This window comes from Microcoleus sp. S36a_B3 (assembly GCF_036700745.1).
Lineage (GTDB): Bacteria > Cyanobacteriota > Cyanobacteriia > Cyanobacteriales > Microcoleaceae > Microcoleus.
In genome coordinates this window covers 151,696-176,020 of sequence record NZ_JAUBPN010000011.1, presented here as the reverse complement: position 1 = coordinate 176,020, position 24,325 = coordinate 151,696, and the positions used below count along the sequence as shown (strand labels likewise).

At 46.7% G+C, this 24,325-nt stretch carries 11 protein-coding genes and 1 CRISPR repeat array; of the genes, 2 read left to right on the top strand and 9 right to left on the bottom strand.

What is annotated here, in order from left to right; all coding sequences use genetic code 11:
* Positions 1-43: 43 nt before the first annotated feature.
* On the bottom strand, positions 44-1,078 hold the full coding sequence (gene pdhA, locus QUA01_RS14565) for a pyruvate dehydrogenase (acetyl-transferring) E1 component subunit alpha (RefSeq protein WP_333092238.1): 1,035 nt from the start codon (positions 1,076-1,078) through the stop codon (positions 44-46).
* A 261-nt stretch (positions 1,079-1,339) separates the two neighbouring features.
* On the opposite strand from pdhA, the gene QUA01_RS14560 reads away from it, so the two are divergent.
* The gene (locus QUA01_RS14560; protein ID WP_333092239.1) at positions 1,340-3,631 is read left to right on the top strand and encodes an IMS domain-containing protein; all 2,292 of its coding nucleotides are present in this window, start codon (positions 1,340-1,342) and stop codon (positions 3,629-3,631) included.
* A 529-nt stretch (positions 3,632-4,160) separates the two neighbouring features.
* The gene (locus tag QUA01_RS14555) at positions 4,161-5,363 is read left to right on the top strand and encodes a glycosyltransferase family 4 protein (RefSeq protein ID WP_333092240.1); all 1,203 of its coding nucleotides are present in this window, start codon (positions 4,161-4,163) and stop codon (positions 5,361-5,363) included.
* Between the two features lie 7 nt (positions 5,364-5,370).
* A CRISPR array of direct repeats spans positions 5,371-13,609; the repeat unit is 37 nt; unit sequence GTTTCAATCCCTAGAAGGGAGTGGAGTTTATTGCGGC.
* Between the two features lie 253 nt (positions 13,610-13,862).
* On the opposite strand, the gene cas2 is transcribed toward QUA01_RS14555, so the two are convergent.
* The 8 genes from cas2 to QUA01_RS14515 form a co-directional block, all read right to left on the bottom strand.
* Entirely contained in the window at positions 13,863-14,138 is a 276-nt protein-coding gene (gene cas2 / locus QUA01_RS14550) for a CRISPR-associated endonuclease Cas2 (protein ID WP_106150523.1), read from the bottom strand.
* A gap of 2 nt (positions 14,139-14,140) precedes the next feature.
* Positions 14,141-15,142 carry a type I-D CRISPR-associated endonuclease Cas1d gene (gene cas1d / locus QUA01_RS14545; protein WP_333092241.1) on the bottom strand — a complete coding sequence of 334 codons (1,002 nt, stop codon included), beginning with the start codon at positions 15,140-15,142 and terminating at the stop codon, positions 14,141-14,143.
* 323 nt (positions 15,143-15,465) lie between these two features.
* A complete protein-coding gene (gene cas4 / locus QUA01_RS14540) occupies positions 15,466-16,062 on the bottom strand; it encodes a CRISPR-associated protein Cas4 (protein ID WP_333092242.1) in 597 nt (198 codons plus the stop codon).
* 106 nt (positions 16,063-16,168) lie between these two features.
* Positions 16,169-17,008 (bottom strand): CRISPR-associated endoribonuclease Cas6, encoded by an 840-nt coding sequence (gene cas6 / locus QUA01_RS14535; protein WP_194070253.1) that lies wholly within the window; start codon positions 17,006-17,008, stop codon positions 16,169-16,171.
* Positions 17,009-17,011: 3 nt separating this feature from the next.
* Positions 17,012-19,288, bottom strand: a complete 2,277-nt coding sequence (gene cas3 / locus QUA01_RS14530) for a type I-D CRISPR-associated helicase Cas3' (RefSeq protein ID WP_333092243.1) — start codon at positions 19,286-19,288, stop codon at positions 17,012-17,014.
* Complete coding sequence (gene cas5d / locus QUA01_RS14525; protein WP_333092244.1) at positions 19,281-20,072, bottom strand: type I-D CRISPR-associated protein Cas5/Csc1; 792 nt, start codon at positions 20,070-20,072, stop codon at positions 19,281-19,283. Before cas5d ends, cas3 begins: the two co-directional genes overlap by 8 nt.
* Positions 20,073-20,317: 245 nt before the next feature.
* Positions 20,318-21,319, bottom strand: a complete 1,002-nt coding sequence (gene cas7d, locus QUA01_RS14520; RefSeq protein ID WP_333092245.1) for a type I-D CRISPR-associated protein Cas7/Csc2 — start codon at positions 21,317-21,319, stop codon at positions 20,318-20,320.
* A gap of 11 nt (positions 21,320-21,330) precedes the next feature.
* The gene (locus QUA01_RS14515; RefSeq protein ID WP_333092246.1) at positions 21,331-24,063 is read right to left on the bottom strand and encodes a CRISPR-associated protein Csc3; all 2,733 of its coding nucleotides are present in this window, start codon (positions 24,061-24,063) and stop codon (positions 21,331-21,333) included.
* Between the last annotated feature and the right edge of the window lie 262 nt (positions 24,064-24,325).

Below are 24,325 nucleotides of genomic sequence, written 5' to 3'. Positions count from 1 at the left end.
CACCTGCGGCTGCAATTCAACGCAAATTATCGCGAACTAACTACTAATCTTCAGCATAGATATACCGATACAATTCGCTCGGGTCGGGTTCGGGACTCTTCTCGGCAAAATCTACCGCATCATCAATTACAGCTTCGATCTTTTTGTCGATCGCTTTTAATTCTTCAGCAGTAGCCAAAGTGCGATCGATCAAATCAGCAGCCAACTTCTTAATCGGATCGCGCGGGAACCAATATTCCTTCTCTTCCTTAGAGCGCAACTCATCAGGATCGGCCAAGGAATGACCCCGAAAGCGATAAGTCAAAGCCTCGATCAAAGTCGGGCCTTCGCCAGCCCGCGCCCGCGCTACAGCTTCCTTGGCGACTTCCCGCACCGCCAAAACATCCATCCCGTCAACCTCGAATCCAGCCATGCCAAAAGCATGAGCTTTTTTGTAAATCAAGGGGTCAGAAGTGGCTCGCTCGTGGGCCATACCGATCGCCCATTTGTTGTTTTCCACAACATAAAGAATCGGCAACTTCCACAAAGCAGCCATATTCAAACATTCAAAAAATTGCCCGTTATTTGCAGCACCATCGCCAAAAAAACAAGCAGTTACGCCATCGGAACTCTCATCGCCCAAAGCTTCGCGCCGGTACTTCGATTGAAAAGCCGCCCCCGTAGCTACCGGAATCCCCTCAGCCACAAAAGCATAGCCTCCCAACAGCCGGTGTTCGGCCGAAAACATATGCATCGAACCGCCCCGGCCCTTCGAGCAACCGGTTTCCTTCCCGAACAACTCCGCCATCACTTCCCGCGCTGGTACGCCCGCGCTCAAAGCGTGAACGTGATCGCGGTAGGTGCTGCTGACGTAATCCGTACTATCGCGGCGCATTGATCGAATCACGCCAGTAGACACCGCTTCCTGGCCGTTGTACAAGTGGACAAAACCAAACATTTTGCCCCGGTAGTACATCTCAGCACACTTGTCTTCAAACAAACGCCCCAAAACCATATCCTCGTAGAGCATCAAGCCCTCTTCGCGAGAAATAGTTACGCTCTGTGCGTCAAAAACTGGTAAAATCCGTTCCTCAGCCATAAAAAATTAATACCCGATCGCCTACTTAAACATTTAAATGTAAACCGACAGAGGACACAACCCAGCAGAAAATGGTCGAAAATTTTCTCGCCCTGCTGTTGGGAAGTTGTTAAAATCAGGGAAGCAGGGGGCTGGCGTGCCGCTCCGACAGCACGGACTCTTGCAGAAACCCGACTAAGTTGTCACTAATGCTTTTGTTAAAAACCAACCTTAGCTAAGATAGGCTAATTTAGTTGCTAGCGCTTTGGGGAAGTGGACGTAGTGTTAATTCCACTAGATTACTACCGGATTTTGGGTCTACCGATTCAAGCTACTGCCGAACAGTTGCAGCAGGCTCACCGCGATCGAACTTTACAGCTTCCGCGTCGGGAGTATTCCGAAGTTGCGATCGTCGCCCGCAAACAATTGATCGATGAAGCCTGCGCCGTTCTGTCAGACTCAGACGCGCGCAAAGCTTATGATGCGAGTTTTTTAGCCAAAACATACGATCGAGAGTCGGAAGCAGCAATTGCAGCCAAGCAGAGGTTAAAAACCTCAAATGGGCCGGCCACTGTTTTGCAAGATGCAGGAGAAACTGCTCCGGCAGAATCTAAGGCTTTAGACGCCGCTCCCGACCCCCACACTCCAAGTATTGAAATCGATGACAACCAATTCGTAGGAGCCCTGCTCGTACTGCAAGAACTGGGAGAATACGAACTCGTACAGAAACTGGGTCGCCCGTATCTCAACAATGGCAGCATCGCGATCGAGGAAGGCCGCTTCGGCGAGCCCCAGCTCGTGCGGCCGGATATAGTTTTAACAGTAAGTCTTGCGTGTCTAGAACTCGGTCGCGAACAGTGGCAGCAAGGTCAATACCAAAATGCCGCCAAATCATTAGAAGCAGGTCAAGAACTGCTGCTGCGCGAAAGCCTATTTCCAAGCGTGAGGGGTGAAATGCAAGCCGATATATACAAACTCCGTCCGTACAACATTTTAGAATTACTCTCGCTCCCGGAAGAAAAAGTCGCCGAGCGCCGTCAGGGACTGCAAATCCTGCGGGAAATGCTCGAAGAACGGGAGGGCATCGACGGCTCGGGGGACGATCGCTCCGGTTTAGGCATAGAAGACTTCCTCCGCTTCGTCCAGCAACTGCGGAAACACCTAACCAGCAGCGAACAGCAGACTCTATTTGAAGCCGAAGCCGGTCGCCCTTCAGCAGTCGCTACTTACCTGTCGGTTTACACCCTGTTAGCCCAAGGATTTGCCACCAGAGCACCTGCGATGATCCGCCGCGCTAAGCTGATGCTGATGCAGCTCGGCCGTCGCCAAGACGTTCACCTCGAAAAAGCCGTGTGTTCGCTGCTGCTGGGCCAAACAGAAGAAGCCAGCAGAGCCCTAGAACTCAGTTCCGAAAAAGAACCCCTCGCTTTTATTCGCGAACATTCCCAAGATTCTCCCGATTTGTTGCCGGGACTGTGCTTGTACGCTGAACACTGGCTGCAAGAAGAAGTGTTTCCACACTTCCGCGACTTGGCAAATCAGCCAGTCTCCTTGAAAGATTACTTTGCTGACCCGAAAGTCCAAGCTTATCTAGAAGCTTTGCCTTCGGATGCAGAAACGGCCAACGAATGGGTTGTGGTGCAGCCCCGATCGGGCAAACCCCAGGGACGACTGCAACCAACGGGCGATCGCCGATCCGCACCCCCACAGCCCCCAGCAGCCCAACAGGGAGCCAGTAGCGTTACCTTGACCCCCGTACCGGCAGACAGCTCTACCGCAGCCTCAGCCCCGAAAGACCACGCAACGGCAGCAGCACTAGGCGCGGTCTCCGCCGTCTCTCTCCCGACAACTACAGCGCCGCGACCCACAGCCTCGACCTCCACCCGGAGGCGCACAGGTTCCAGCGGGCGCAGCGGAGCGACTGGCCAGGGTCTAGCAGGCGATTTAGTCGATCGGACACGCACCAAAGCAGCACAAATTTCCGCCCAAGTCAAGTCCATGCCTCCAAACAGGCTAGCTCTGTTTGTCGCCGGAGGTGTCCTGAGCCTCTTAATCCTGTGGTTAATACTCAGTTTGTTGGCGAATGCCCTACAATCCGTGCGAGAAGAGCAACCCTTGCTCAGCCTAGAAGCACCGCCCATCGAAATCCCGGCGGCTTCCCCGGCTCCTGAGGCGAACGCGGCAGTGTCGGGAGTAGTCACTGAGGCAGCAGCCAAACAAATAGTTGAAAGCTGGCTGTCGGCGAAAGCGGCGGCTTTGGGCCCTAACCACGCTGTCGAAGAATTAAAGCAAGTTCTCACAGAACCGGCTTTGTCTCGCTGGCAACTGATGGCAGACGCTCAACAGAAAAACAACGCCTACCAGAGTTACCAGCACAGCCTGCAAGTTAAAGGGGTTACGACAAATCCGACTAATCCCGATCGCGCGCAAGTAGAAGCCCAAGTAACAGAAAAAGCTAAAGTGTTCGATGGCGATCGGCTAGTTAGTTCTCGCAACGAAGACCTGCGCGTGCGCTACGACTTAATCCGTCAAGATGGACAGTGGCGGATTATGGATTGGCAAGTGATGAAGTAGGGAATTGGGAATTGGGAATTGGGAATTGGTGTCAAATTAAGCCTAAAACCTTTGTAGTTATCGTTTACAGCCGAGCCTCGATCCCCCTAAATCCCCCTTAAAAAGGGGGACTTTGAAAAGGCTCCTGTACCCCCTTTTTTCAAGGGATCGAAACTTAACTAAAAGCGAGATTTTTCAAAGGTTTTAGCCTCAAGCGGACACAAATTAGTAAATAGGTAAAGATAAAGAACATAGGATATTGTAGGGGCGGCTTTAGCGAAGAATATCTGATACAAGCTAGAAGATGAATGCAAAACTCGCCCTCCCCATCGAATGTGTATTTGTAACTACTTACTTGATTTATATAGCAATCCTAAATCATTATCACGTGCGGCGAACATAAATGTGATTTCCCCAAAATCCATCTGTAGGGACACGGCAGTGCCGTGTCCCTACAGACAATCATTTAGGATTGCTATAGTTGATAATGGCTAATTACCAATTGGTGATAATTATTTAAAATTTTAATTCTAAAAGCGGGAGTTGTAAAGTGCAGATTATTGTTGAAGGCTGGCGTTTTATATATCATTCCTACTGCATAGCAAATCAATTTCAACTGCTAGAAATGCTGGCTCGCCCGCGAAAAGAAATAGAACTTTTCCACCGCGATATGCCCTACATAGACGCAGCTTGGGAAACAAAAATTAGTTTGTTCGATCGCCCAAATGAAACATTACTCCGCAGCATTCCGAGCCCTGCGGTAAATCAGTCAGCCGACGTGACGCTGCGAATGCACTGTCCGTGGGACTTTTCAGTATCCAGCAGCGCCGAAACTTGGGTATTTGCAGCGACAGAATGGGGGATTGTTACCCGCAGTGTATTGGATGCGATGGGGGTAAGGTCGATCGCCCAAACTCCGGTTAATTCACAAGTAAAAATTATTACACCTTCGGCGTGGTCAAAGGCGGGCTTAATTCGCAGCGGGGTTGAGGCCGATCGCATTGCTGTTGTACCTTTGGGAGTCGATCCTCAGATTTATTATCCGGCAAAGGGCGATCGGTGTCAATCGCTCAGGGACAATTTGGGCTGGTCAAACTATTTTATATTTTTAAACATCGGCGGACAAACGGATCGCAAAGGTATTCGCCCTTTATTAAAAGCTTTTGCTGCGGTGGTTGACAAATATCCCCATGCGAGATTGGTTTTAAAAGGTTCTGAACTGCTTTATCCTTCCAGAGATGAGATTGCGGAAGCCTGTCGAGTGGTGCTCGACGATGCCGAAAGAGCGAGGGTTTTACCGAGGTTGATTTATACTGGGACGCAGCTATCTTTTGCTCAAGTCGCTGAGTTGTACCAAGCTGCGGATGTTTATGTTTCTCCCTATTTGGCGGAAGGTTTTAATCTGCCGGTGTTGGAGGCTGCGGCTTGCGGTTTGCTGGTCATCTGCACTGCTGGCGGCCCTACGGATGATTTTACGCGATCGGATTTTGCGCTGCGGATAGAGAGTAAATTTACGGCTGTGGTTGTTGAGGGGGAAACTTTGTTTATGTTAGCTCCTGAGTGGGAACATTTGACTGATTTGATGCTGGGGGCGATCGAACAGCCTGGAATAGCTGCCAAAGCTAGGGTTGCGGGGCCTGGTTTTGTGGCTGAACATTTTTCTTGGCGCTGTGGAGTCGATCGATTGTTTGAGGTTATTGGAGGGGATAAACAGGGTGAGGATCGATCTATTTTTGAGCCAATAATTTTATAGTTTGGCAGTTTCAATCCCTAGAAGGGAGTGGAGTTTATTGCGGCGCTTTTGGTATCTGTTGCAAATTCGCCTTTACTAGCCGTTTCAATCCCTAGAAGGGAGTGGAGTTTATTGCGGCTGAAGATGCTCACCAAACTTTAGAAGAGTTTTTGTATAACGTTTCAATCCCTAGAAGGGAGTGGAGTTTATTGCGGCTTGACAACGCGGGGCGCTACTCCCGCTGATGCGCTTATTGTTTCAATCCCTAGAAGGGAGTGGAGTTTATTGCGGCGTGGCTTATCCTCAGCGCGAATATCGCGAGTATAAAATGTTTCAATCCCTAGAAGGGAGTGGAGTTTATTGCGGCTTACTACTTCTTGGAGTAGCTATCGCCCTGGGCGTAAAGTTTCAATCCCTAGAAGGGAGTGGAGTTTATTGCGGCATTAAAGTTAATTGATGAAATTCCCTTGAAAGATAGAGGTTTCAATCCCTAGAAGGGAGTGGAGTTTATTGCGGCTTTATTGCGGCCCGATGAGCGATCGAACTTCGGCGGTGGTCAACGTTTCAATCCCTAGAAGGGAGTGGAGTTTTTTGCGGCGCGGCTTTAGCTAGTCTCCCCCCTGGCTCCGTTGTCATTCTCGTTTCGTTTCAATCCCTAGAAGGGAGTGGAGTTTATTGCGGCTGCTGAAATCCTAGCAAAATCTAAAGCAGACGCAGTTCGTTTCAATCCCTAGAAGGGAGTGGAGTTTATTGCGGCTATCTCAGTTACGGGGCTGCAACCCTGTTACGATTTCGCGTTTCAATCCCTAGAAGGGAGTGGAGTTTATTGCGGCTCATCATTAATGAGGGCAACGACAGAACCGATAGGTTTCAATCCCTAGAAGGGAGTGGAGTTTATTGCGGCGTTATTTGCTCAAACAAACCTATTTTTATCGGTGTTTCAATCCCTAGAAGGGAGTGGAGTTTATTGCGGCATCGAAACTTACCAGGCACACCCGGCGCTCTAAGTTTCAATCCCTAGAAGGGAGTGGAGTTTATTGCGGCAAAAGATAACTGGCGGACGGTCGATCGCTGTCTAGTTTCAATCCCTAGAAGGGAGTGGAGTTTATTGCGGCTAAAGTTAAGTGGATACCAGTCAGGGCGGATCAAGTTCAATTGTTTCAATCCCTAGAAGGGAGTGGAGTTTATTGCGGCTATATTGCGGAATCTCGCCCATAGCTACCCCGCTCTGTTTCAATCCCTAGAAGGGAGTGGAGTTTATTGCGGCGCCCAAGTGAATGCCGAAGGTAAGCCCTGCAAGTGGTTTCAATCCCTAGAAGGGAGTGGAGTTTATTGCGGCGCAGTGGGAGGTGCAAAAGGCAGCGCTGAACTTCGAGTTTCAATCCCTAGAAGGGAGTGGAGTTTATTGCGGCAAATCCTTGGGCAAGCGGGTGCTCGATGAAGTTGTTTCAATCCCTAGAAGGGAGTGGAGTTTATTGCGGCTTTTGATGAGATGTATATGGGTATAGGGGCGTCTAGAGTTTCAATCCCTAGAAGGGAGTGGAGTTTATTGCGGCGAGTTTTTTCGCTATGCAGCGGGCACAATCCCGTAAGTTTCAATCCCTAGAAGGGAGTGGAGTTTATTGCGGCGTTCGTAAGCGGTCGGTCGTAGGCTTAAATCTCGTTTCAATCCCTAGAAGGGAGTGGAGTTTATTGCGGCTTAGAGATCGCTCTTTCGGTGTAGCGCCAGCATTCCGTTTCAATCCCTAGAAGGGAGTGGAGTTTATTGCGGCATATTTCGCTATATTTCAGGGAAATCCCCACAAGTGGTTTCAATCCCTAGAAGGGAGTGGAGTTTATTGCGGCTTGCTAGTCTTTGGCTCCCTATTGTTTTAACTTTGATTAGTCTGTTTCAATCCCTAGAAGGGAGTGGAGTTTATTGCGGCGCGGTGCAGTCGCAATATAAAAAGGAAGCATCAGTTTCAATCCCTAGAAGGGAGTGGAGTTTATTGCGGCTCAACCTTCTGATTCTGATGTTGAGTTTGCAATTGTTTCAATCCCTAGAAGGGAGTGGAGTTTATTGCGGCGTTAATCGCATTCTCGATCTTACAGCTTCTAAAGTTTCAATCCCTAGAAGGGAGTGGAGTTTATTGCGGCTCTAATCTTTTACCTTGTGGGGCTAATTTCGAGATGGCTCGTTTCAATCCCTAGAAGGGAGTGGAGTTTATTGCGGCATTACAAAAATTGGGCTGCTACTGCTCAAGCTGATGGGTTTCAATCCCTAGAAGGGAGTGGAGTTTATTGCGGCGTTTCAACTTCAACCGTTTAATTTGCTAAGTTTTAAAAGTTTCAATCCCTAGAAGGGAGTGGAGTTTATTGCGGCTTGTTGCGGGTCGTCGTCCCCGCTTTTGGAAAAAGTTTCAATCCCTAGAAGGGAGTGGAGTTTATTGCGGCTAGTTTCACAAATCATTTTGTAGATTGGAGGAAAGTTTCAATCCCTAGAAGGGAGTGGAGTTTATTGCGGCTCGTGACATCACTGCAACGATCGACAAACTGGATGGGTTTCAATCCCTAGAAGGGAGTGGAGTTTATTGCGGCTAGACCGACCAAACCAGTCGGCAGTGCCTCAGTGTTTCTCCGCCCTGTTTCAATCCCTAGAAGGGAGTGGAGTTTATTGCGGCCGGCGGATTCTGTCGTAGGCTTTCGGATATTGCGATCGCGGTTGTTTCAATCCCTAGAAGGGAGTGGAGTTTATTGCGGCTAGTCACCTGCCAGTCCGCTAGCAAAATCTCGCTGGCAATTTGTTTCAATCCCTAGAAGGGAGTGGAGTTTATTGCGGCACCAGAAGTGCCTACACCTTGGCAAACTTTCCCCAGCGCAAAGTTTCAATCCCTAGAAGGGAGTGGAGTTTATTGCGGCTAAAAAATATTTACTTTTAATTGAAAAACCCACGTTTCAATCCCTAGAAGGGAGTGGAGTTTATTGCGGCTTAGTTGAAGAAATTGGAGAAGCAGTCAGAGAAAGTTTCAATCCCTAGAAGGGAGTGGAGTTTATTGCGGCAATGAGCTGGTTTTTAAAAATCAGACTATTTCTGTTTCAATCCCTAGAAGGGAGTGGAGTTTATTGCGGCCAACTCAATTTTATTCCTTTATCAATGGTATTTGGCAAGTTTCAATCCCTAGAAGGGAGTGGAGTTTATTGCGGCAGAAGCGGCCAAACGATACGAATTGGATAAATGCCGGGTTTCAATCCCTAGAAGGGAGTGGAGTTTATTGCGGCGGTCTTTCCCACATCTCGGCATGGAAGCACTCAAGTTTCAATCCCTAGAAGGGAGTGGAGTTTATTGCGGCGGTATGTTATATTGGTATTATACCAAGGAGAAAGTGTTTCAATCCCTAGAAGGGAGTGGAGTTTATTGCGGCGCCGGAATTGTTGGGGCGACTGCCTTACATTTTAATGTTTCAATCCCTAGAAGGGAGTGGAGTTTATTGCGGCTGATACTCCTTATCAATTTAGAATTGTATATTTAATTGTTTCAATCCCTAGAAGGGAGTGGAGTTTATTGCGGCCTATCAATCAAAGAATTTGAGGGTTGGCTAGTGTAATAAGTTTCAATCCCTAGAAGGGAGTGGAGTTTATTGCGGCTGGAAGTTACCCGGCAGATGGAGCGGCGACCGGGTGTTTCAATCCCTAGAAGGGAGTGGAGTTTATTGCGGCTTTGAGAAAGAACATACAGGATTCAATTGAATATGGACGTTTCAATCCCTAGAAGGGAGTGGAGTTTATTGCGGCTTTATTGCGGCGCAAAATACCGCGAGCTAAACAAGCAATTTGTTGATGTTTCAATCCCTAGAAGGGAGTGGAGTTTATTGCGGCAGTATGCACAGGAGTTAGCTGCTGCTCGCGGGGAAAAAACGTTTCAATCCCTAGAAGGGAGTGGAGTTTATTGCGGCTATTCTTGTCGCCGTGTTACAGTTGTTTATTTAAAGTTTCAATCCCTAGAAGGGAGTGGAGTTTATTGCGGCGCAGTTGTTACCCAGGCTACTGATACTATTCCACTTTTGTTTCAATCCCTAGAAGGGAGTGGAGTTTATTGCGGCTCAAATCACTGGAGTTTTTGCCAGTTATAAACGGGTTTCAATCCCTAGAAGGGAGTGGAGTTTATTGCGGCCAAGTATTTGAATCATAGCCAAGAAAACAAGTAATCAAAGTTTCAATCCCTAGAAGGGAGTGGAGTTTATTGCGGCCCTCCTTATGATGAGGGTGAGATTTGTCTTCCGAGTTTCAATCCCTAGAAGGGAGTGGAGTTTATTGCGGCCCTTGCCCTGTATACCTTTCAGCCATTTGTATCATGTTTCAATCCCTAGAAGGGAGTGGAGTTTATTGCGGCATGATATTGAAATAAACCAAATTGGAAGCATTGTTAAGTTTCAATCCCTAGAAGGGAGTGGAGTTTATTGCGGCCCGACTCGTCCGCTGATTGAATTACCGCCACGTTGTTTCAATCCCTAGAAGGGAGTGGAGTTTATTGCGGCTTTTGTCGATTTTCTCATTTATCTTGATTTTACCATTGTTTCAATCCCTAGAAGGGAGTGGAGTTTATTGCGGCAGAATTCCTTGGTGGCGAGCCTCTGCAATTTGATATCGTTTCAATCCCTAGAAGGGAGTGGAGTTTATTGCGGCCGAGCATCCCCTATATGGTGGTAGTCGCGGCAAATGTTTCAATCCCTAGAAGGGAGTGGAGTTTATTGCGGCCTAACCGTCGATCAGCCCGCGAAGTTCATCTCCTACCGTTTCAATCCCTAGAAGGGAGTGGAGTTTATTGCGGCTTTGACAGCCTCGGCAATCCACAACTGAAAATCATCACAAGTTTCAATCCCTAGAAGGGAGTGGAGTTTATTGCGGCACAGCAGCCCGTAACGCGGCTAACGGTGTTGCTGGTTTCAATCCCTAGAAGGGAGTGGAGTTTATTGCGGCAGTTGTGGTTTCCCACTCATTCCAATTTGTGGTATGTTTCAATCCCTAGAAGGGAGTGGAGTTTATTGCGGCGTTGCATCCATTGTTGTGCCGTCATTGTAAAAAAGCTTGTTTCAATCCCTAGAAGGGAGTGGAGTTTATTGCGGCCTTGTTTGCTGACCGAGGCCTGTGCGGTGATTTGTTTCAATCCCTAGAAGGGAGTGGAGTTTATTGCGGCTTTAAACTTTTTACATACACATTCTGCACCACACGTTTCAATCCCTAGAAGGGAGTGGAGTTTATTGCGGCATTTTTTCTGGCATATTACGCAGGGATGAAATCGGGTTTCAATCCCTAGAAGGGAGTGGAGTTTATTGCGGCGGAACCCTGTCCAATGGTCAAACAACAATCTCTACTCTTATGTTTCAATCCCTAGAAGGGAGTGGAGTTTATTGCGGCGTGCCAGCCAAGCTTCCTACTGTATGGAAATTTGTTTCAATCCCTAGAAGGGAGTGGAGTTTATTGCGGCGGGGTATATTAAAATCTTATCTTTTATCAAATATTAGTTTCAATCCCTAGAAGGGAGTGGAGTTTATTGCGGCTCCTCCTTATGATGAGGGTGAGATTTGTCTTCCCAGTTTCAATCCCTAGAAGGGAGTGGAGTTTATTGCGGCATGATGATAGTAAATCACTCAGGCAAGAATTGGCAAAGTTTCAATCCCTAGAAGGGAGTGGAGTTTATTGCGGCAAGATGAGCAATGGAATTAATAAGCGATTGCTTTTGAGTTTCAATCCCTAGAAGGGAGTGGAGTTTATTGCGGCTGCTGAGGGAATGGCGATTTGGGATGATAAATTAAAAGTTTCAATCCCTAGAAGGGAGTGGAGTTTATTGCGGCCTTGAGACGGCGCATATCCCAAAGCCTTCATAAATCGTTTCAATCCCTAGAAGGGAGTGGAGTTTATTGCGGCGCTGCTGATTTTTCCTGAAGCAAAAAGGTTAACGTTTCAATCCCTAGAAGGGAGTGGAGTTTATTGCGGCCAGAAGCCGTGGGATTATCGCAAATCTCAACGATGAAAGTTTCAATCCCTAGAAGGGAGTGGAGTTTATTGCGGCCTTATGGCATGGGTAATGTGCCTGCCGGAACTAATTTGTTTCAATCCCTAGAAGGGAGTGGAGTTTATTGCGGCCTGCTCCCGATTGGTTGCTGAATATTATTGAAAATGTTTCAATCCCTAGAAGGGAGTGGAGTTTATTGCGGCTAGCATTGCCGTATCTTGGCTCTAGCGCAATAAAAAAAAGTTTCAATCCCTAGAAGGGAGTGGAGTTTATTGCGGCCGGGGGCGGTTAAGCCCTGCTTATTGACAACTAGTTTCAATCCCTAGAAGGGAGTGGAGTTTATTGCGGCTCAGGGGCGATTGTGCCATCAAGGATTTGTTGTGGTATCGGTAAGTTTCAATCCCTAGAAGGGAGTGGAGTTTATTGCGGCGGAAAGGAAATTTACGCTCGATATAAAGCTGATTACTTGTTTCAATCCCTAGAAGGGAGTGGAGTTTATTGCGGCGCTACTTCATAGGTGAACTTTCAGTATGTAGTCGTGATGTTTCAATCCCTAGAAGGGAGTGGAGTTTATTGCGGCGTGACAATTGCGGAGAAAATCACCCTCGCTCCACCTTGTTTCAATCCCTAGAAGGGAGTGGAGTTTATTGCGGCTATAGTTCGTATAAACGAGTCCACACTCTTCAGTTTCAATCCCTAGAAGGGAGTGGAGTTTATTGCGGCACAGAAGAATTTTTTGCCTATAATTTAAGCTGTGGTTTCAATCCCTAGAAGGGAGTGGAGTTTATTGCGGCCTGATGCAGCCAGCGGTAAAACTTATGTTTATGGTTTCAATCCCTAGAAGGGAGTGGAGTTTATTGCGGCTTCATTATCATAAATATATTCACTCAATCGATCGTGTTTCAATCCCTAGAAGGGAGTGGAGTTTATTGCGGCCTAAATTGCAAACTATATCGGGCTACCTTTAACTTTGGGTTTCAATCCCTAGAAGGGAGTGGAGTTTATTGCGGCGCTTTAGGGTGTGATTGTGCGATCAATAGCAACTTTGGCGTTTCAATCCCTAGAAGGGAGTGGAGTTTATTGCGGCTAGAGTTGCCGGGTCGATCGTACTTAAAGCTAATCCGTTTCAATCCCTAGAAGGGAGTGGAGTTTATTGCGGCTTACGTAGATCCCGATCTTGGGCCCGATGGCGTGTTGTTTCAATCCCTAGAAGGGAGTGGAGTTTATTGCGGCCGATAATCCTTCCCTTTTAAATTGGAGCGGTAGGTTTCAATCCCTAGAAGGGAGTGGAGTTTATTGCGGCGTCAATCCATCGGTAGCGGTTGTATCCTCATCAGTTTCAATCCCTAGAAGGGAGTGGAGTTTATTGCGGCTTCTCTTAAGTTTGCTGGCAACTGGGGGCATGGTGTTTCAATCCCTAGAAGGGAGTGGAGTTTATTGCGGCTAGCGTGGGTTGCAGCTAACAGTCAACTGCTACTTTTCACGTTTCAATCCCTAGAAGGGAGTGGAGTTTATTGCGGCGGTTTCTATTAATTAATTCTATCATGGGTATGACACATTGTTTCAATCCCTAGAAGGGAGTGGAGTTTATTGCGGCTCATTCAAAGGTCGATTGCGTTGAGTCAAAGTCAAAAGTTTCAATCCCTAGAAGGGAGTGGAGTTTATTGCGGCTCTCTCCAAATCCCCCTAGTTTACCTCCAAAATGTGAAGAAATGTTTCAATCCCTAGAAGGGAGTGGAGTTTATTGCGGCCAAAAACCAGGGGCGACAACTAACAACTAGAAACTAGAGTTTCAATCCCTAGAAGGGAGTGGAGTTTATTGCGGCAAAACCGAAGAAGGAGAAGAAACGCGCATAAAAGTTTCAATCCCTAGAAGGGAGTGGAGTTTATTGCGGCTAGCGCAACTCGTCCTATGACCACATTTAAAATTGGCACCGCGCATAAAAGTTTCAATCCCTAGAAGGGAGTGGAGTTTATTGCGGCTAAGCAATCTACCGCTACTGAATCTTGCAATCTGAATATGTTTCAATCCCTAGAAGGGAGTGGAGTTTATTGCGGCTCTTGTTGTTCGTAAACTTACTAGCTAATGTGTACGTTTCAATCCCTAGAAGGGAGTGGAGTTTATTGCGGCTGTAAATGAAAATCTGAAGTTAGCTAATGCTCAATTAGTTTCAATCCCTAGAAGGGAGTGGAGTTTATTGCGGCTCAAACAATTTGGGCTAGTAAAGGTGAATTTGCGTTTCAATCCCTAGAAGGGAGTGGAGTTTATTGCGGCCGCCGGTGTGTGAAACCATTGCTCTATTTGGTTTTCAAGGTTCAGTTTCGCCAACCTCCTCAGAGAATACCATTTCAGCTTTCGCTCTGTCAATACCATAGATCGCACCTCAACTTAAAATCCTTATCCAGCAACAGTCCTAGCGATTTCGCCAACCTATTTTTCGGAGAGGGAGCATCAAACCCTTACTCTATATAGATTAGAGCCTACCAATTTGACCCCCCAAATTTTACACCTACAGGTTGGCGAATTTTTATGCAAAGAAAATAGTTCGATCGATCGGAACTACCCCACCAATGCGCTCAATTTTACCTTGACAGCAAGCGCACAACGGAAAAAATAGGATACTGTCCTCTGGAGGCTTGATGAATTTAGCCAAGCGCGATCGCAACTTAGCATACTGCGTTTCGCTCAAATCCGCACACTCAAACACACTGTACTGCATCCACTGCCCGTAGGATTTGAGAATTTTGTGAACTTTAGTCCGCCGCTTATCTTCCGGGATATCGTAAGAAATCAGAATGTGCATAATTATTTCAAAACTAAAGGTGGATATTGGTCGATTTCGCCCATCAGATATTTCGCCAACAGTCGCGCTTGAATTTCAAAAGCTTCGCGATAAGTGCACTTGCGCCCCACAACAGGATGCTTGAACTCTGACTGTTTTTTCTTTTCATACAGCTTCAGAAATTCTTTGCGCCCACCTTCTGAGAGTCGCACCACATTGCTCAGAGGTTCTACAGTAAAATCATTGGGAGTCAATATCCGATTGTTGATAGCATTTAAAATCACGCTATCGACAACTAAAGCCCGAAATTCCTCCATCAAATCAAAAGCCAGTCCAACGCGGCCGTAGCGCTGAACGTGGAGGTATCCTAAATAAGGATCGAAACCAACAATATTGATCGCACTTTGCACATCGCGACGCAAGAGAGTGTAACCGAAATTCATCAAAGAATTTACTGAATCTATCGCCGGCCTGTGTCGGGGTTTAAAAACAAATCCCTCAGCGCGAATTAGTTGATTGAAAACTCCAAAATAAGCTGCACTTCCCGCACCTTCCAGCCCGCGCAGAGAATTTATATTATCAACCTTGTTCAGCTTGTTGATAACATGCTGAATTACAGTCATCGCTGGTTGCAAATTTAGTTCCGAATAATGACCTTGAGTTTTGTACAAACTGTAGCGGTAATTTTTCAGCTTACCTCGAATAAATCCGCGAACAGCGTGAATAGCTTGAGGAGTTTCTCCCGCAGCTTTCCATTGAGCATCGCGGACGAAAATGTTTTTGGTTAATTCCGGTTCTAGCGTGCCGAGATATTCGCCCATCTCCGAGATAAAAGTCAAGGAAACTTTGTGTTTGAGAAGTTCTGCAATCGCCGCTGGGGAAACAGTAGCCCGTCCCAAAATAACAATTGCATCTAAATGAATTAAAGGCACTTCTTGCAATATTTTATTATTGCATTTTACCACAATGCGTTCGTCAACTTTGCCGATAAAAGCGTCTTCTTGATTGATGTAAAGTGTTCCCATCTTTGAGTCCTCAAGTTATATATTAGTTGTCTTTTGATTTGTGAGCCAGTCCGCCAGGGGATGCTTGGCTAGTCCGCAAGTCCGCCAGGGGTTTCATATCGTTTCCGTTTGGATTGGAATGATTTAACCGCAGAGTACACAGAGTCCGAGAATATATATCTGAGTCATTCCGATGCTACCGGATTTGATATCAACCCCAGTTTCATAGATCGAGTCGGTTCTAACACTCGCCAACAATTGAAATAAACCCGGCATTCCCCACCCGAAATACCCAATTAAAATCGATCCAACTTTTCAGTTAAAACAAACTGAAATTTATCAACTTAGCTGGCTTCTTGATAGCGAAGAATCTTGTTACTCACCTGCGGCAAACATTGAGCGTACAAACTGCATCCCTGACAGCGTTTACTGTAATTTGCAGGCGGCATTTTGCCAGTTCCCAACAAAATTTGAATAGCCGAAATAGTCACCACAGCCTCCTGTCTCAAATCCTCAGAAATCTCGACTTTTTGCCGCTGGTGCGACTGCGCGTAATAGACGTATCCGGTTTGAATTGTTTTCCCCGTCATCTCTTCCAAACACAAAGCTTGCGCGCACACTTGCAACTCGTCATTATCCCATTCCCCCTTCTTACCGCGCTTGTATTCAACCGGATAAATCTCGCCATTCTCCGATTCAATCAAATCCGACTTACCAATCAGCCTGTAGCGTTCCGACTTCAGCCAAATCGCCCGAACTTGCCAAGTTTCATCGCGATTAAGTTCTCCCATAGTGTGAACCCGCTCGTGCAAACTCGTCCCTTCTACGGTATACTGATTTTCCGCAAATTCCCCCGCGCAAAACATCCGCCAGCAGCGGTGGGCGCAGTAGGAGTATTGGTTCAAAGATGCGATCGAAATGTAATCATCAGTATCATTCATAATCTCAATAATTTGTGCTTAAAATTCTTATTTGTCATTGCGATCGTCCTCGCAAAGCAATGACGAACCTAACTAAAACGTTGACTTCACCCTATTGGTTTCTGCTTCAATCTTGAGAATTCTTAACAAAAATTCGGCGCGTCATACCCATGCCCATCGGTGTTTTTCTCCCCAACCCGCAGTACAAGGAAAAATCAGCCAAAGCATTAATTTGTTTAATAGCCAACGGTTCCACATCTCCCAAAATTCGATAAGTAACTTCCCCAACAACTCCGATAAAATTGCTGTGATAATTACTCGTAACTTCTGTTTTGATATTGACAAAACTCGGAAAAAGTGCATCGAGCGACAGCGGAGAAATCTCAATACCGCTGTACTTGTTCCAGCGAGTGAGAAGCCTGTTAAAAACGCATTCTCTCGTGGGCAAAACTGAATCAAATTTCCCTTGACGAAAAGATGTTGGAGTAGCGAGGCTAAAGGCGATCGCTCGATTAGTGTCAGAAGCGCGATCGTACAATTGAGAGTAATCGCAAGCATTAGCCCAAGGCATATCTACTTGTGGCGTTCCCAAAATCTTAGTAATCAACAAATCAGTAGGGCCCAGATGCCACGGTTTTGAGGGATTAAGATTCAGCCAAAGCTGAGTTAATTTACCAAATAGAGAGTCATCAAGAAGAGTAATTCGCCACCAACAAAGGGTATGTTCGGGAATGGGTTGTGAGTGTTCCCATTGCAAGGAATGGTGTTTTTTGAAAGGGCATTTTTTAGTTTGTAAAGGGCTGAGGGTGAAGGCTTTATCTGCTGCAGCTTCGTGCAGGTAGTTGCCAAGTTCTTTGTCAACGGAGCTCACGAGGGTGAGAAAGAGGGCGTGCAGGTGTCTTCCCGTTAGGTATCCGGGGGATATTGGGGAGAGGGGGAGGAGGTTAAGGATCAGGCTGTGCGGCATAGTTTAAATTACCCAGAATTCTTGATTGTCAGGACATTTTAAGGCAATGCCAGCGGAGGCGATCGCCAAAATGCCCGATAAGCTTGGAAAAAATGTATACTCTTTTTCGGCACCAAAGCTATCTTTGACTGTAATTGGATAGCATTGGACTCCTTGTTTCCTGAGTTTGAGAATTGCCCAGCGATTTTTCCGGTGTTCTCGGACAATAACACCGGGCATTAAGGGCGGTGAAAGCTGGGAAATTAGCGCTGTGGGACGAACGATATCGCTGATAGTGCGTTCGATCGTACAATTCTTAAAAGCATACAGTTTGCAGAGATAGTTGTTAGAAAAATCTTCTAAATCTGCAACTTGCAAGGCGAATTTGAGTCCGTAGGTTTGGGCGGCGCGATGGGTAAGTACAATTCCATTGTCATCGGAGGCAAATTCATAAAATCTCAGCAGGTGAATCGGATCGAGATTGGTTTCGCCGACTTCATCGAGTAAGAAGTTGTGCGGATCGTAAATTTTGACATTTTCAAACAAGCTTTCTCGGAATTTAAACAGCGGCGCATAGCTGGCTTTGAGAATGGTTGCATACTCTTTCAACTCTTCGGCGACTTTTGGGTTTTTGCAAATCTTGTCCTCAATTGATTCGATCGCACTTCTCCCAGCTTTAATTTCTTCCCAATCTTCGGGATAGTTGGCTTGCATAAAACTCTTGACGCAGTTTTGACCGCCTTTAACGTATTGCCACTCTTTTTGAATTTGTTTGATTGTAGATTTAGCTACATTTTCCGCCCCTTGCAATACTTTCATCCGCTGGCGGTAATAACTCCAATCTCGCTTACCTCCTAACACAATTTGCAGGGTTTGATAAAGCTGGGTGACTAAACTGGCTTCGGGCAAATTGTCCAGCAAAATTTCTAGTTCGAGTAAGGGTTTGGCAATTTCTAGAAATGCTTCAGACCGCCAATAAATTTCTAGAAACGGACGTTTCATGCAGTCTAAACTTGCTAACATTTCTGTTAGGGAATTGCGCCCGCCGCTACAGTCAAGTTGTGCGATTCCTTGTTCCCACGCCCGATCGGGCAAATAGGCGATCGCATCTGAAGGAATATCGGTTTGCGTTTTCCCCAAAACCCGTCCTACACGCCCGATTCGCTGCCAAAATGAAAAGCGATCGCGCGTTGAAAAAATCAACCAATCGAGATTCTGTCTGGATGGCGGATTATCCCGTTCAAAGTTGAAGCCCACATCGACGGTACTGGTAGCCAGAATCACTTGTTTTTGGGCAGCCTGCGGGCGTTCTTCCTTGGGTGTATCGCCTGTAATCCGCCCGCAGAAATCGGCAAATCTGCGATCGCGCAGTCCATCGGAAATGCGCCCTAATGTATCCTTGGCATCCAGGATTACCGCCCCATTTTCGTCAGGAAATTCGCGCAGCCGCCGCACCACTTCTTCGACAATTTCCGCAATCAGATTGTCTTTTTCCGGCTGCTTGCGAATTTCGAGATTGACTTGAGTTTGAGAAGGAAGTAGGCGATCGATTTGATTTTTGCTGTCAGTTCGATAAATTCTGACACCGTTTTTTCCTAAAACATTTAACGCTTCTTCGCAAGCAGGTTCAGGCGTTGCCGTCAAGAGTACAATTTTTCGGTTCTGCTGAAAATAACCGAACTCTTTGGATAAGGCGAGATAGAAAAACAAGCTGACTAACTGTTTGGCATCGTAAAGGTGAAATTCATCGAAAATTACTGTTGAGAAACTGCTGTAAAATTCACTGGCAATGTTGCTGCGATCGAGCTTATTGTATGCAAAAAACGTCGCGTAGTAGAAAATATCCGGGTTCGTCACCAACAAAATCGGTCTACCGCCACCACATTCAGGAAAGATTGTCGCAGGTTCTCGCAAAACGTTATAGATTTTTTCTCCAGAACGTTTCCCCACTAAATCTTCTGACCACGAATTGACTTGCTTAGCAGAAGCTGCTTTGACGAGATGCGGCAAATTTGCTTTACAAACAAACTCTTCTGCTGTTTTTGTTTGTTGGTCAATCAAGGCATTTGTCGGCGCGATATAGATCGCATTTCGTTGAGGATTGTGCAGCGAAACACTCAATCCTGCTTTTGTTTTTCCCGTTCCAGTCGGCGCGGTGTCGAGAATGATGTCATGATTTTCTGAGGCTTCATAAACATCGACTTGATGCTGCAAGGCTTGTCCCATAAATTCCAGTTGTGGCTGCAATTTATCACAAGCAGAAATGCTGGCTGGTTCGAGTTGAATTTTTAGATTATCCATTGTGATTTTGACCGCAAAATTCAAGGTTGGCTGGGAGAATGAAATCGCCAGCTTGCAGCGCCTCACCGCGAAAGGAAAGGTTCTTCAATAACGAGGCGGGCGGCATCGAAATTAAGTCGAAAGCTAGGAGTTCGATATTAGCAGGCAAGTCGGCGGCGCTGAGATAGGTATTGCAGCGATAATCGCCCCTCGGAAGTTGCACAACATCGAATTTTTTAACGATTTCAACGCGGACTTTGCTGGTGAATTTGCCGACGCGGATGTATTCGGGTAATTCGCGATCGCCAAATACCAATGTTTGAAACCGATTTCCCCGTTCAATCATCCGCAATCGCCCGGTTTGGGGGAAGTTGCTGGGGCGGTAGGTACTGGGTTTTTTGCCCGATCGACTCAGTGGTACATCTTCCCGCGCTGTTGCCACGCGATTGTTCGTCATCGCATACCAATAGGAGTCAGAAAGGGCGTTAAACCGCTCAAATCGCAAGGATACAGTGCCGTTTGCGGGCCACGCGGGGAGGATGTAGCTTTGACCGGAAAGCGGTGTTAAATCCTCAATATATCGGGGTCTTCCGGTGTCTTGTCCCGTGAGTCGATAGGGCGATCGCGCCCAACCCAAAGCGTAGGCTAGGGCATAATTGCCGATCGCACTTTCGGTATAATAAGTATCAGAAAGTTCTCGCGAGGCAAAGAACACGGGTTCGGCGCACCACAGTTCGATTAACCGTGCAGTTGAATAGGAAATCTTGTCAGTGGAAAAATTTAAAGCAAGTTCTAATTGCGTCATGGTTGAGATTCATTGAGGAACGTAGCTTGCGGATTGAAAAGTAGACTTTAATTGCATAAATCTTTGATACAACAGGAAAACCGCAGATTAACGTAGATTAACGCAGATGATTTCAATATTCCTAGAGGCATAAATACCAAAGAAACCGGGTTTTTTACAAAAATTATTCGCTGTAGCTACAAGATTAGATAAAAAACCCGGTTTCTGGCTACCCTTGCGTCCAGGACTATAGAAATTACTCTTCTTTAATCCTTATTTTTTCCCTTTTTCTTGTTTTCACTTTTCACCTTCCGCCAGGGTGCATAGGATTCATCGAGGCGTTTGAGAAAAGTTTCTTGTTCGGGTAACGACCAATGGCGATCGACATCCGCAATCAGCGCGTCACGTTCGGCGGCGGACAACTGCATAGAAACACCTCGTTTGTTTGTCCAAGTGCTGATAATTTCCTGAGTTGCATCCACTAAAGATTGAGTTTTTAAAGGATGTTCAAGGGCGGTATTTTTGGCTTTCAGTTTGTCGTAAACTCCTTGTACCAATTCCAGAGAACTGGGCAATTCCGCAATGCCGCCAAAGACACCGAGAATTTGATTGTCCATGCGTCCGACGCGGCTGGAAACAGCGCCGTAACGAGTGGTTAGCAAAATGTTGCCTAGGGTGTAGCGCAGTTCGTCTGCGGTGACATCTTTGAGGGTGAGAATATCGAGGAAATGAACTCCTGGTTTGATATATTCGCTAGTGTTTAGTGCCGTCGAAGCGTTACCTTTTTCATCGCGCATAGTTCCGGTTTCAAAAATAGCATTGATCGTGCGATCGCCAATCAGTTCTGTAGAATGCAGTACGCTAAACGCATCTTCTGTCCAAACTCGGCTTTTTTGCGCCCCTTCTCCACCCGCCGCGAAGCCGTAGAGGAAGCAATCAACGCACATTTCACAAGGCGCATTGGTATTGAGAGCACAAAGTTCATTGGTTTTCGCGGTATGAAGGAGATTGTGCGATCGCAAAAATTCGCGTCCTTTCCGCCTTTCTGGTGCAACTTGTTTGCGTTTTGTCATCACTAACCGAGGAATCGATTCGGTATCTTCAATCCCAGCTTGCACGTATTCGCTGCACATGGGTTCGCCCGTTCCTTCCGTGCGGAAAATGGTTTCCGATTGCGTTGTGCGAAGGACAACCATACCAATGGTGCGGCCTTTGGGAAAGTTTTCGTAGCTGGGGGCGAGGAATGGTTGCAATTTTGCGATCGACATTTTGAACTCTCCTAATTTTTTTCAGATGTGGTTGTAGATGTGGTTGCAGACTTTTTTTCGGTTTCAGCTTTCAATTCTTGACGGGCTTCTTGCAAAAAGAACAAATAGGCAGCTTCAAGAGTTTTGCTATCAGTTAATAGCCTTTCGGGACGCGAGTGATAAACCTCCTCAAACAGTTGTTTCAAAACTTGATAGAACTGCTTGATTTGTTCGTATTTTGTCGCACCCACACCATGTTCGCGAATGCGATCGAGACGGTTGTGATATTGCTGGGCGAGGGCGGCAAATATCGTGTCCCAATCCATGTGAGATTTGCGCGATCGCACGGCTTTGATAAACTCCGAAAACGGCTCAGTTTGGGCAGTCCGGCGAAAGGAACTTCCCCGCAGTCTGGCAAATTCGGCAATATGTGCGGCTTGCTTGAGATAGCTAGAAACGCGATCGTGTTCTTCTGACATCAAACTCTCCAATAAAGTATTCAAAGGTTCTCGAATGCGAGACCAAATTGCCTCCAAATTGGGGTCATCTTGTTCTCGCAAAATCCAGCGCAGCAAGACGTAATACAAGCTGAGAGGACGAGTTGATGCCCGCACTAAGTCGTACAGACAATCATCTTTTTTCTTCAGACTTGCTACAGAAATTGTTAGTTTACCAATACAGCGCAGCCGTTCTAAAACTTTTTCTGCCGTTACTACTGCACATCGTTCTTTTTCGGAAAAATGACCATCCCGCCGATACTGACCGTTACTCAATAGCGGCTGCAATGATGATGGAATGCCATCAACTTTGGCGAAAAAATCCCAAGTTGGTTCGACTTCCAGATTCGCACTTAAAACAAAGGGAAAACCCAAATCTAAGGCTAAACTCATTTCCAATGCCAGCCTGAGCGATTTCAGCAACGCCACAGAGTTATTGACTTCTCCCCAAAGTACGGGAATTGTCACCGTGGAGTTGATAAATTCAGGACGTTTTGGCAGTGCTAACCCAACCATTTTATTGGATTGAAAAACTAGCCGATTTTCCCGGTAAAGTTGCAGTTCATCAACTGTTACTGTGCCGTCTTCGTTCTTGGCTGCGGTGTTTTTCAGAAAGTTTTGCCAAATTGTTCTGAGTTCCACACTCGAACCTTTGGGCAGGGCAAAGTGCAGATAAAGCGGGTCTTGTTTGACTGCATTTGGAAAGTTTGCACCAACTGCCATTAACTGATAACCAAGCGCTGATAAGTTGTCAGCCCTGCGCTTGGGTTCGGCAATCATACCACCGGGAAGGCGGTTGGAAAAAGCTTGTACTTTGGTTCCCGGCGGCATTTTTGGCGAACTCAATTCGCCGACTTGCAGCGATGTTATGCCCAAGGAACATCGCTGGCGCGGGTTGGCTTCAATATATGCTGTTAGTTCGTTAAAACCTTGCGAGTTTGCGGGTGTAGAAAAGTTAAGCAATTGTCGAACTGCATTCACCAATTCTGCGGAGACTTCTACTTCTGCTGTTGGACGCAATTGAAATGAGTCTTCTAAGGCAGCAAATACCTTTGCTAGCATCTGTTCGCGATCGCCCTCGATGGATTTTGCCGCAAACAAACAGCGTCCGTACTGCGCGTTAAACGGTTCCAATGCTGCCCGCTGTTCGGGAGAAAGCCCGACTTGTACGGCAATTCGATCCCAAACATCCTTGGGACTGAGTTCGGCGGCACGATAGCTGAGATAAGCGGTTTTTAGTCCCTCGGAGATGGCGAATTCCTCGGCAGTTGATACTGGATGCAAGCCGACTGCGGCGGCAGCATTAACGGCGGTTTCTCCAGCATCGCCGCCGTACTTTTCAATGTCTTTGGTGACTTTTTCAGCTTTGTAACCGCTGGCTTTTTTTGCCAGTAATTTATCTACTTCATCTAAGGTTGCTTCGGGGTTTTGTTGAATGGCTTGCGGGTCGATTTTGATGCCGTCTTTGGTGGCATTAACGAGTTGTTCGACGTTGCTGCTAAAGACGCGATCGATCTTTTTTTGCCATTTTTTAGCAATGATTAAGCTCAAATCGCCGTCGGGAAAGGCTTCTCCGACAAAAATTTGACCGTTGGGATCGATCGCGAGAGTATGCAAATTGCGATCGTGCAAAACCTCTTCGCAAGCTGACAGCAACAGCGAAGTCAGATAACCTCGGTCTTCGGAAAGACTGACATGAAACAATTTACTGGGACGCTGCAACGCAACTGTTAACTCGGTTTCGACTTTGGCAATGCGTTTGTGTTCTTCAATTCCCAAGTCGAATAAGTCACCCCCAATCAACATCGCGGCCCAACGTTTGATATTGGGGTCTTCCGGCAAAAAGCGGGTTCCATCGCTGGCGCTGTGTCCAGAATGGCGTTCTATCAGGCGGCGGATGAGTTCGAGTTGTTCGTCAGTTTGGGCGAATTGGGCAACGCAGGCGCGATCGAGTTGTTCTTGCAGAAAGGTGCGATCGCGGGCTAAAGTTTTAACATTGCGTCCGTCGTCTGCCAGCTTATTCAAATCGTGAACGGCAGTCGCGGCCAAAATGCAAGCGCGTTTTTCGTCGGGAACTCCCGCAAGTTTGCTAACAGTCAGGACGAACTGACAAGCTGAATCGAGATGTTCGGCGAGGGTGCGTCCTTGGCGACTGCCGTACTGTGAGTGTTTGCTATGCAGTTCGTACAGCCGGGGACGAACTTCTGCAAAATAGCGATCGTCTAAAGTTGTTGTTTCTTCGTCAAAAAGCAGACTTTTTCGTGACATCTTTTCGTCCAAATCGGTTCATTTGATATTAAAAAAATCACTCAATTTCTTACGGGCGAGTCATGCAGATATAAAATTCTCGTTCTCAATCTTTTCTAAAACCATCTGACGATGAATGCAACCAATTTTTCGCACCATTGGTGCGAGTTTTTAGTCATTAACATAAGTCTCATCAAACCTCCTGATGCGCCAAAGATTGGGCATCGGTGGATTCATGGCAGATTTTTTTGAGGTTTTAAGTGCGTGACAGGGGACTGCATTT

Excerpts from the sequence above, each read along its gene's own strand:
- pdhA (WP_333092238.1), bottom strand. The coding sequence starts at position 1,078 with ATGGCTGAGGAACGGATTTTACCAGTTTTTGACGCACAGAGCGTAACT.
- cas2 (WP_106150523.1), bottom strand. The coding sequence starts at position 14,138 with ATGCACATTCTGATTTCTTACGATATCCCGGAAGATAAGCGGCGGACT.
- cas1d (WP_333092241.1), bottom strand. The coding sequence starts at position 15,142 with ATGGGAACACTTTACATCAATCAAGAAGACGCTTTTATCGGCAAAGTT.
- cas4 (WP_333092242.1), bottom strand. The coding sequence starts at position 16,062 with ATGAATGATACTGATGATTACATTTCGATCGCATCTTTGAACCAATAC.
- cas6 (WP_194070253.1), bottom strand. The coding sequence starts at position 17,008 with ATGCCGCACAGCCTGATCCTTAACCTCCTCCCCCTCTCCCCAATATCC.
- cas3 (WP_333092243.1), bottom strand. The coding sequence starts at position 19,288 with ATGGATAATCTAAAAATTCAACTCGAACCAGCCAGCATTTCTGCTTGT.
- cas5d (WP_333092244.1), bottom strand. The coding sequence starts at position 20,072 with ATGACGCAATTAGAACTTGCTTTAAATTTTTCCACTGACAAGATTTCC.
- cas7d (WP_333092245.1), bottom strand. The coding sequence starts at position 21,319 with ATGTCGATCGCAAAATTGCAACCATTCCTCGCCCCCAGCTACGAAAAC.
- QUA01_RS14515 (WP_333092246.1), bottom strand. The coding sequence starts at position 24,063 with ATGTCACGAAAAAGTCTGCTTTTTGACGAAGAAACAACAACTTTAGAC.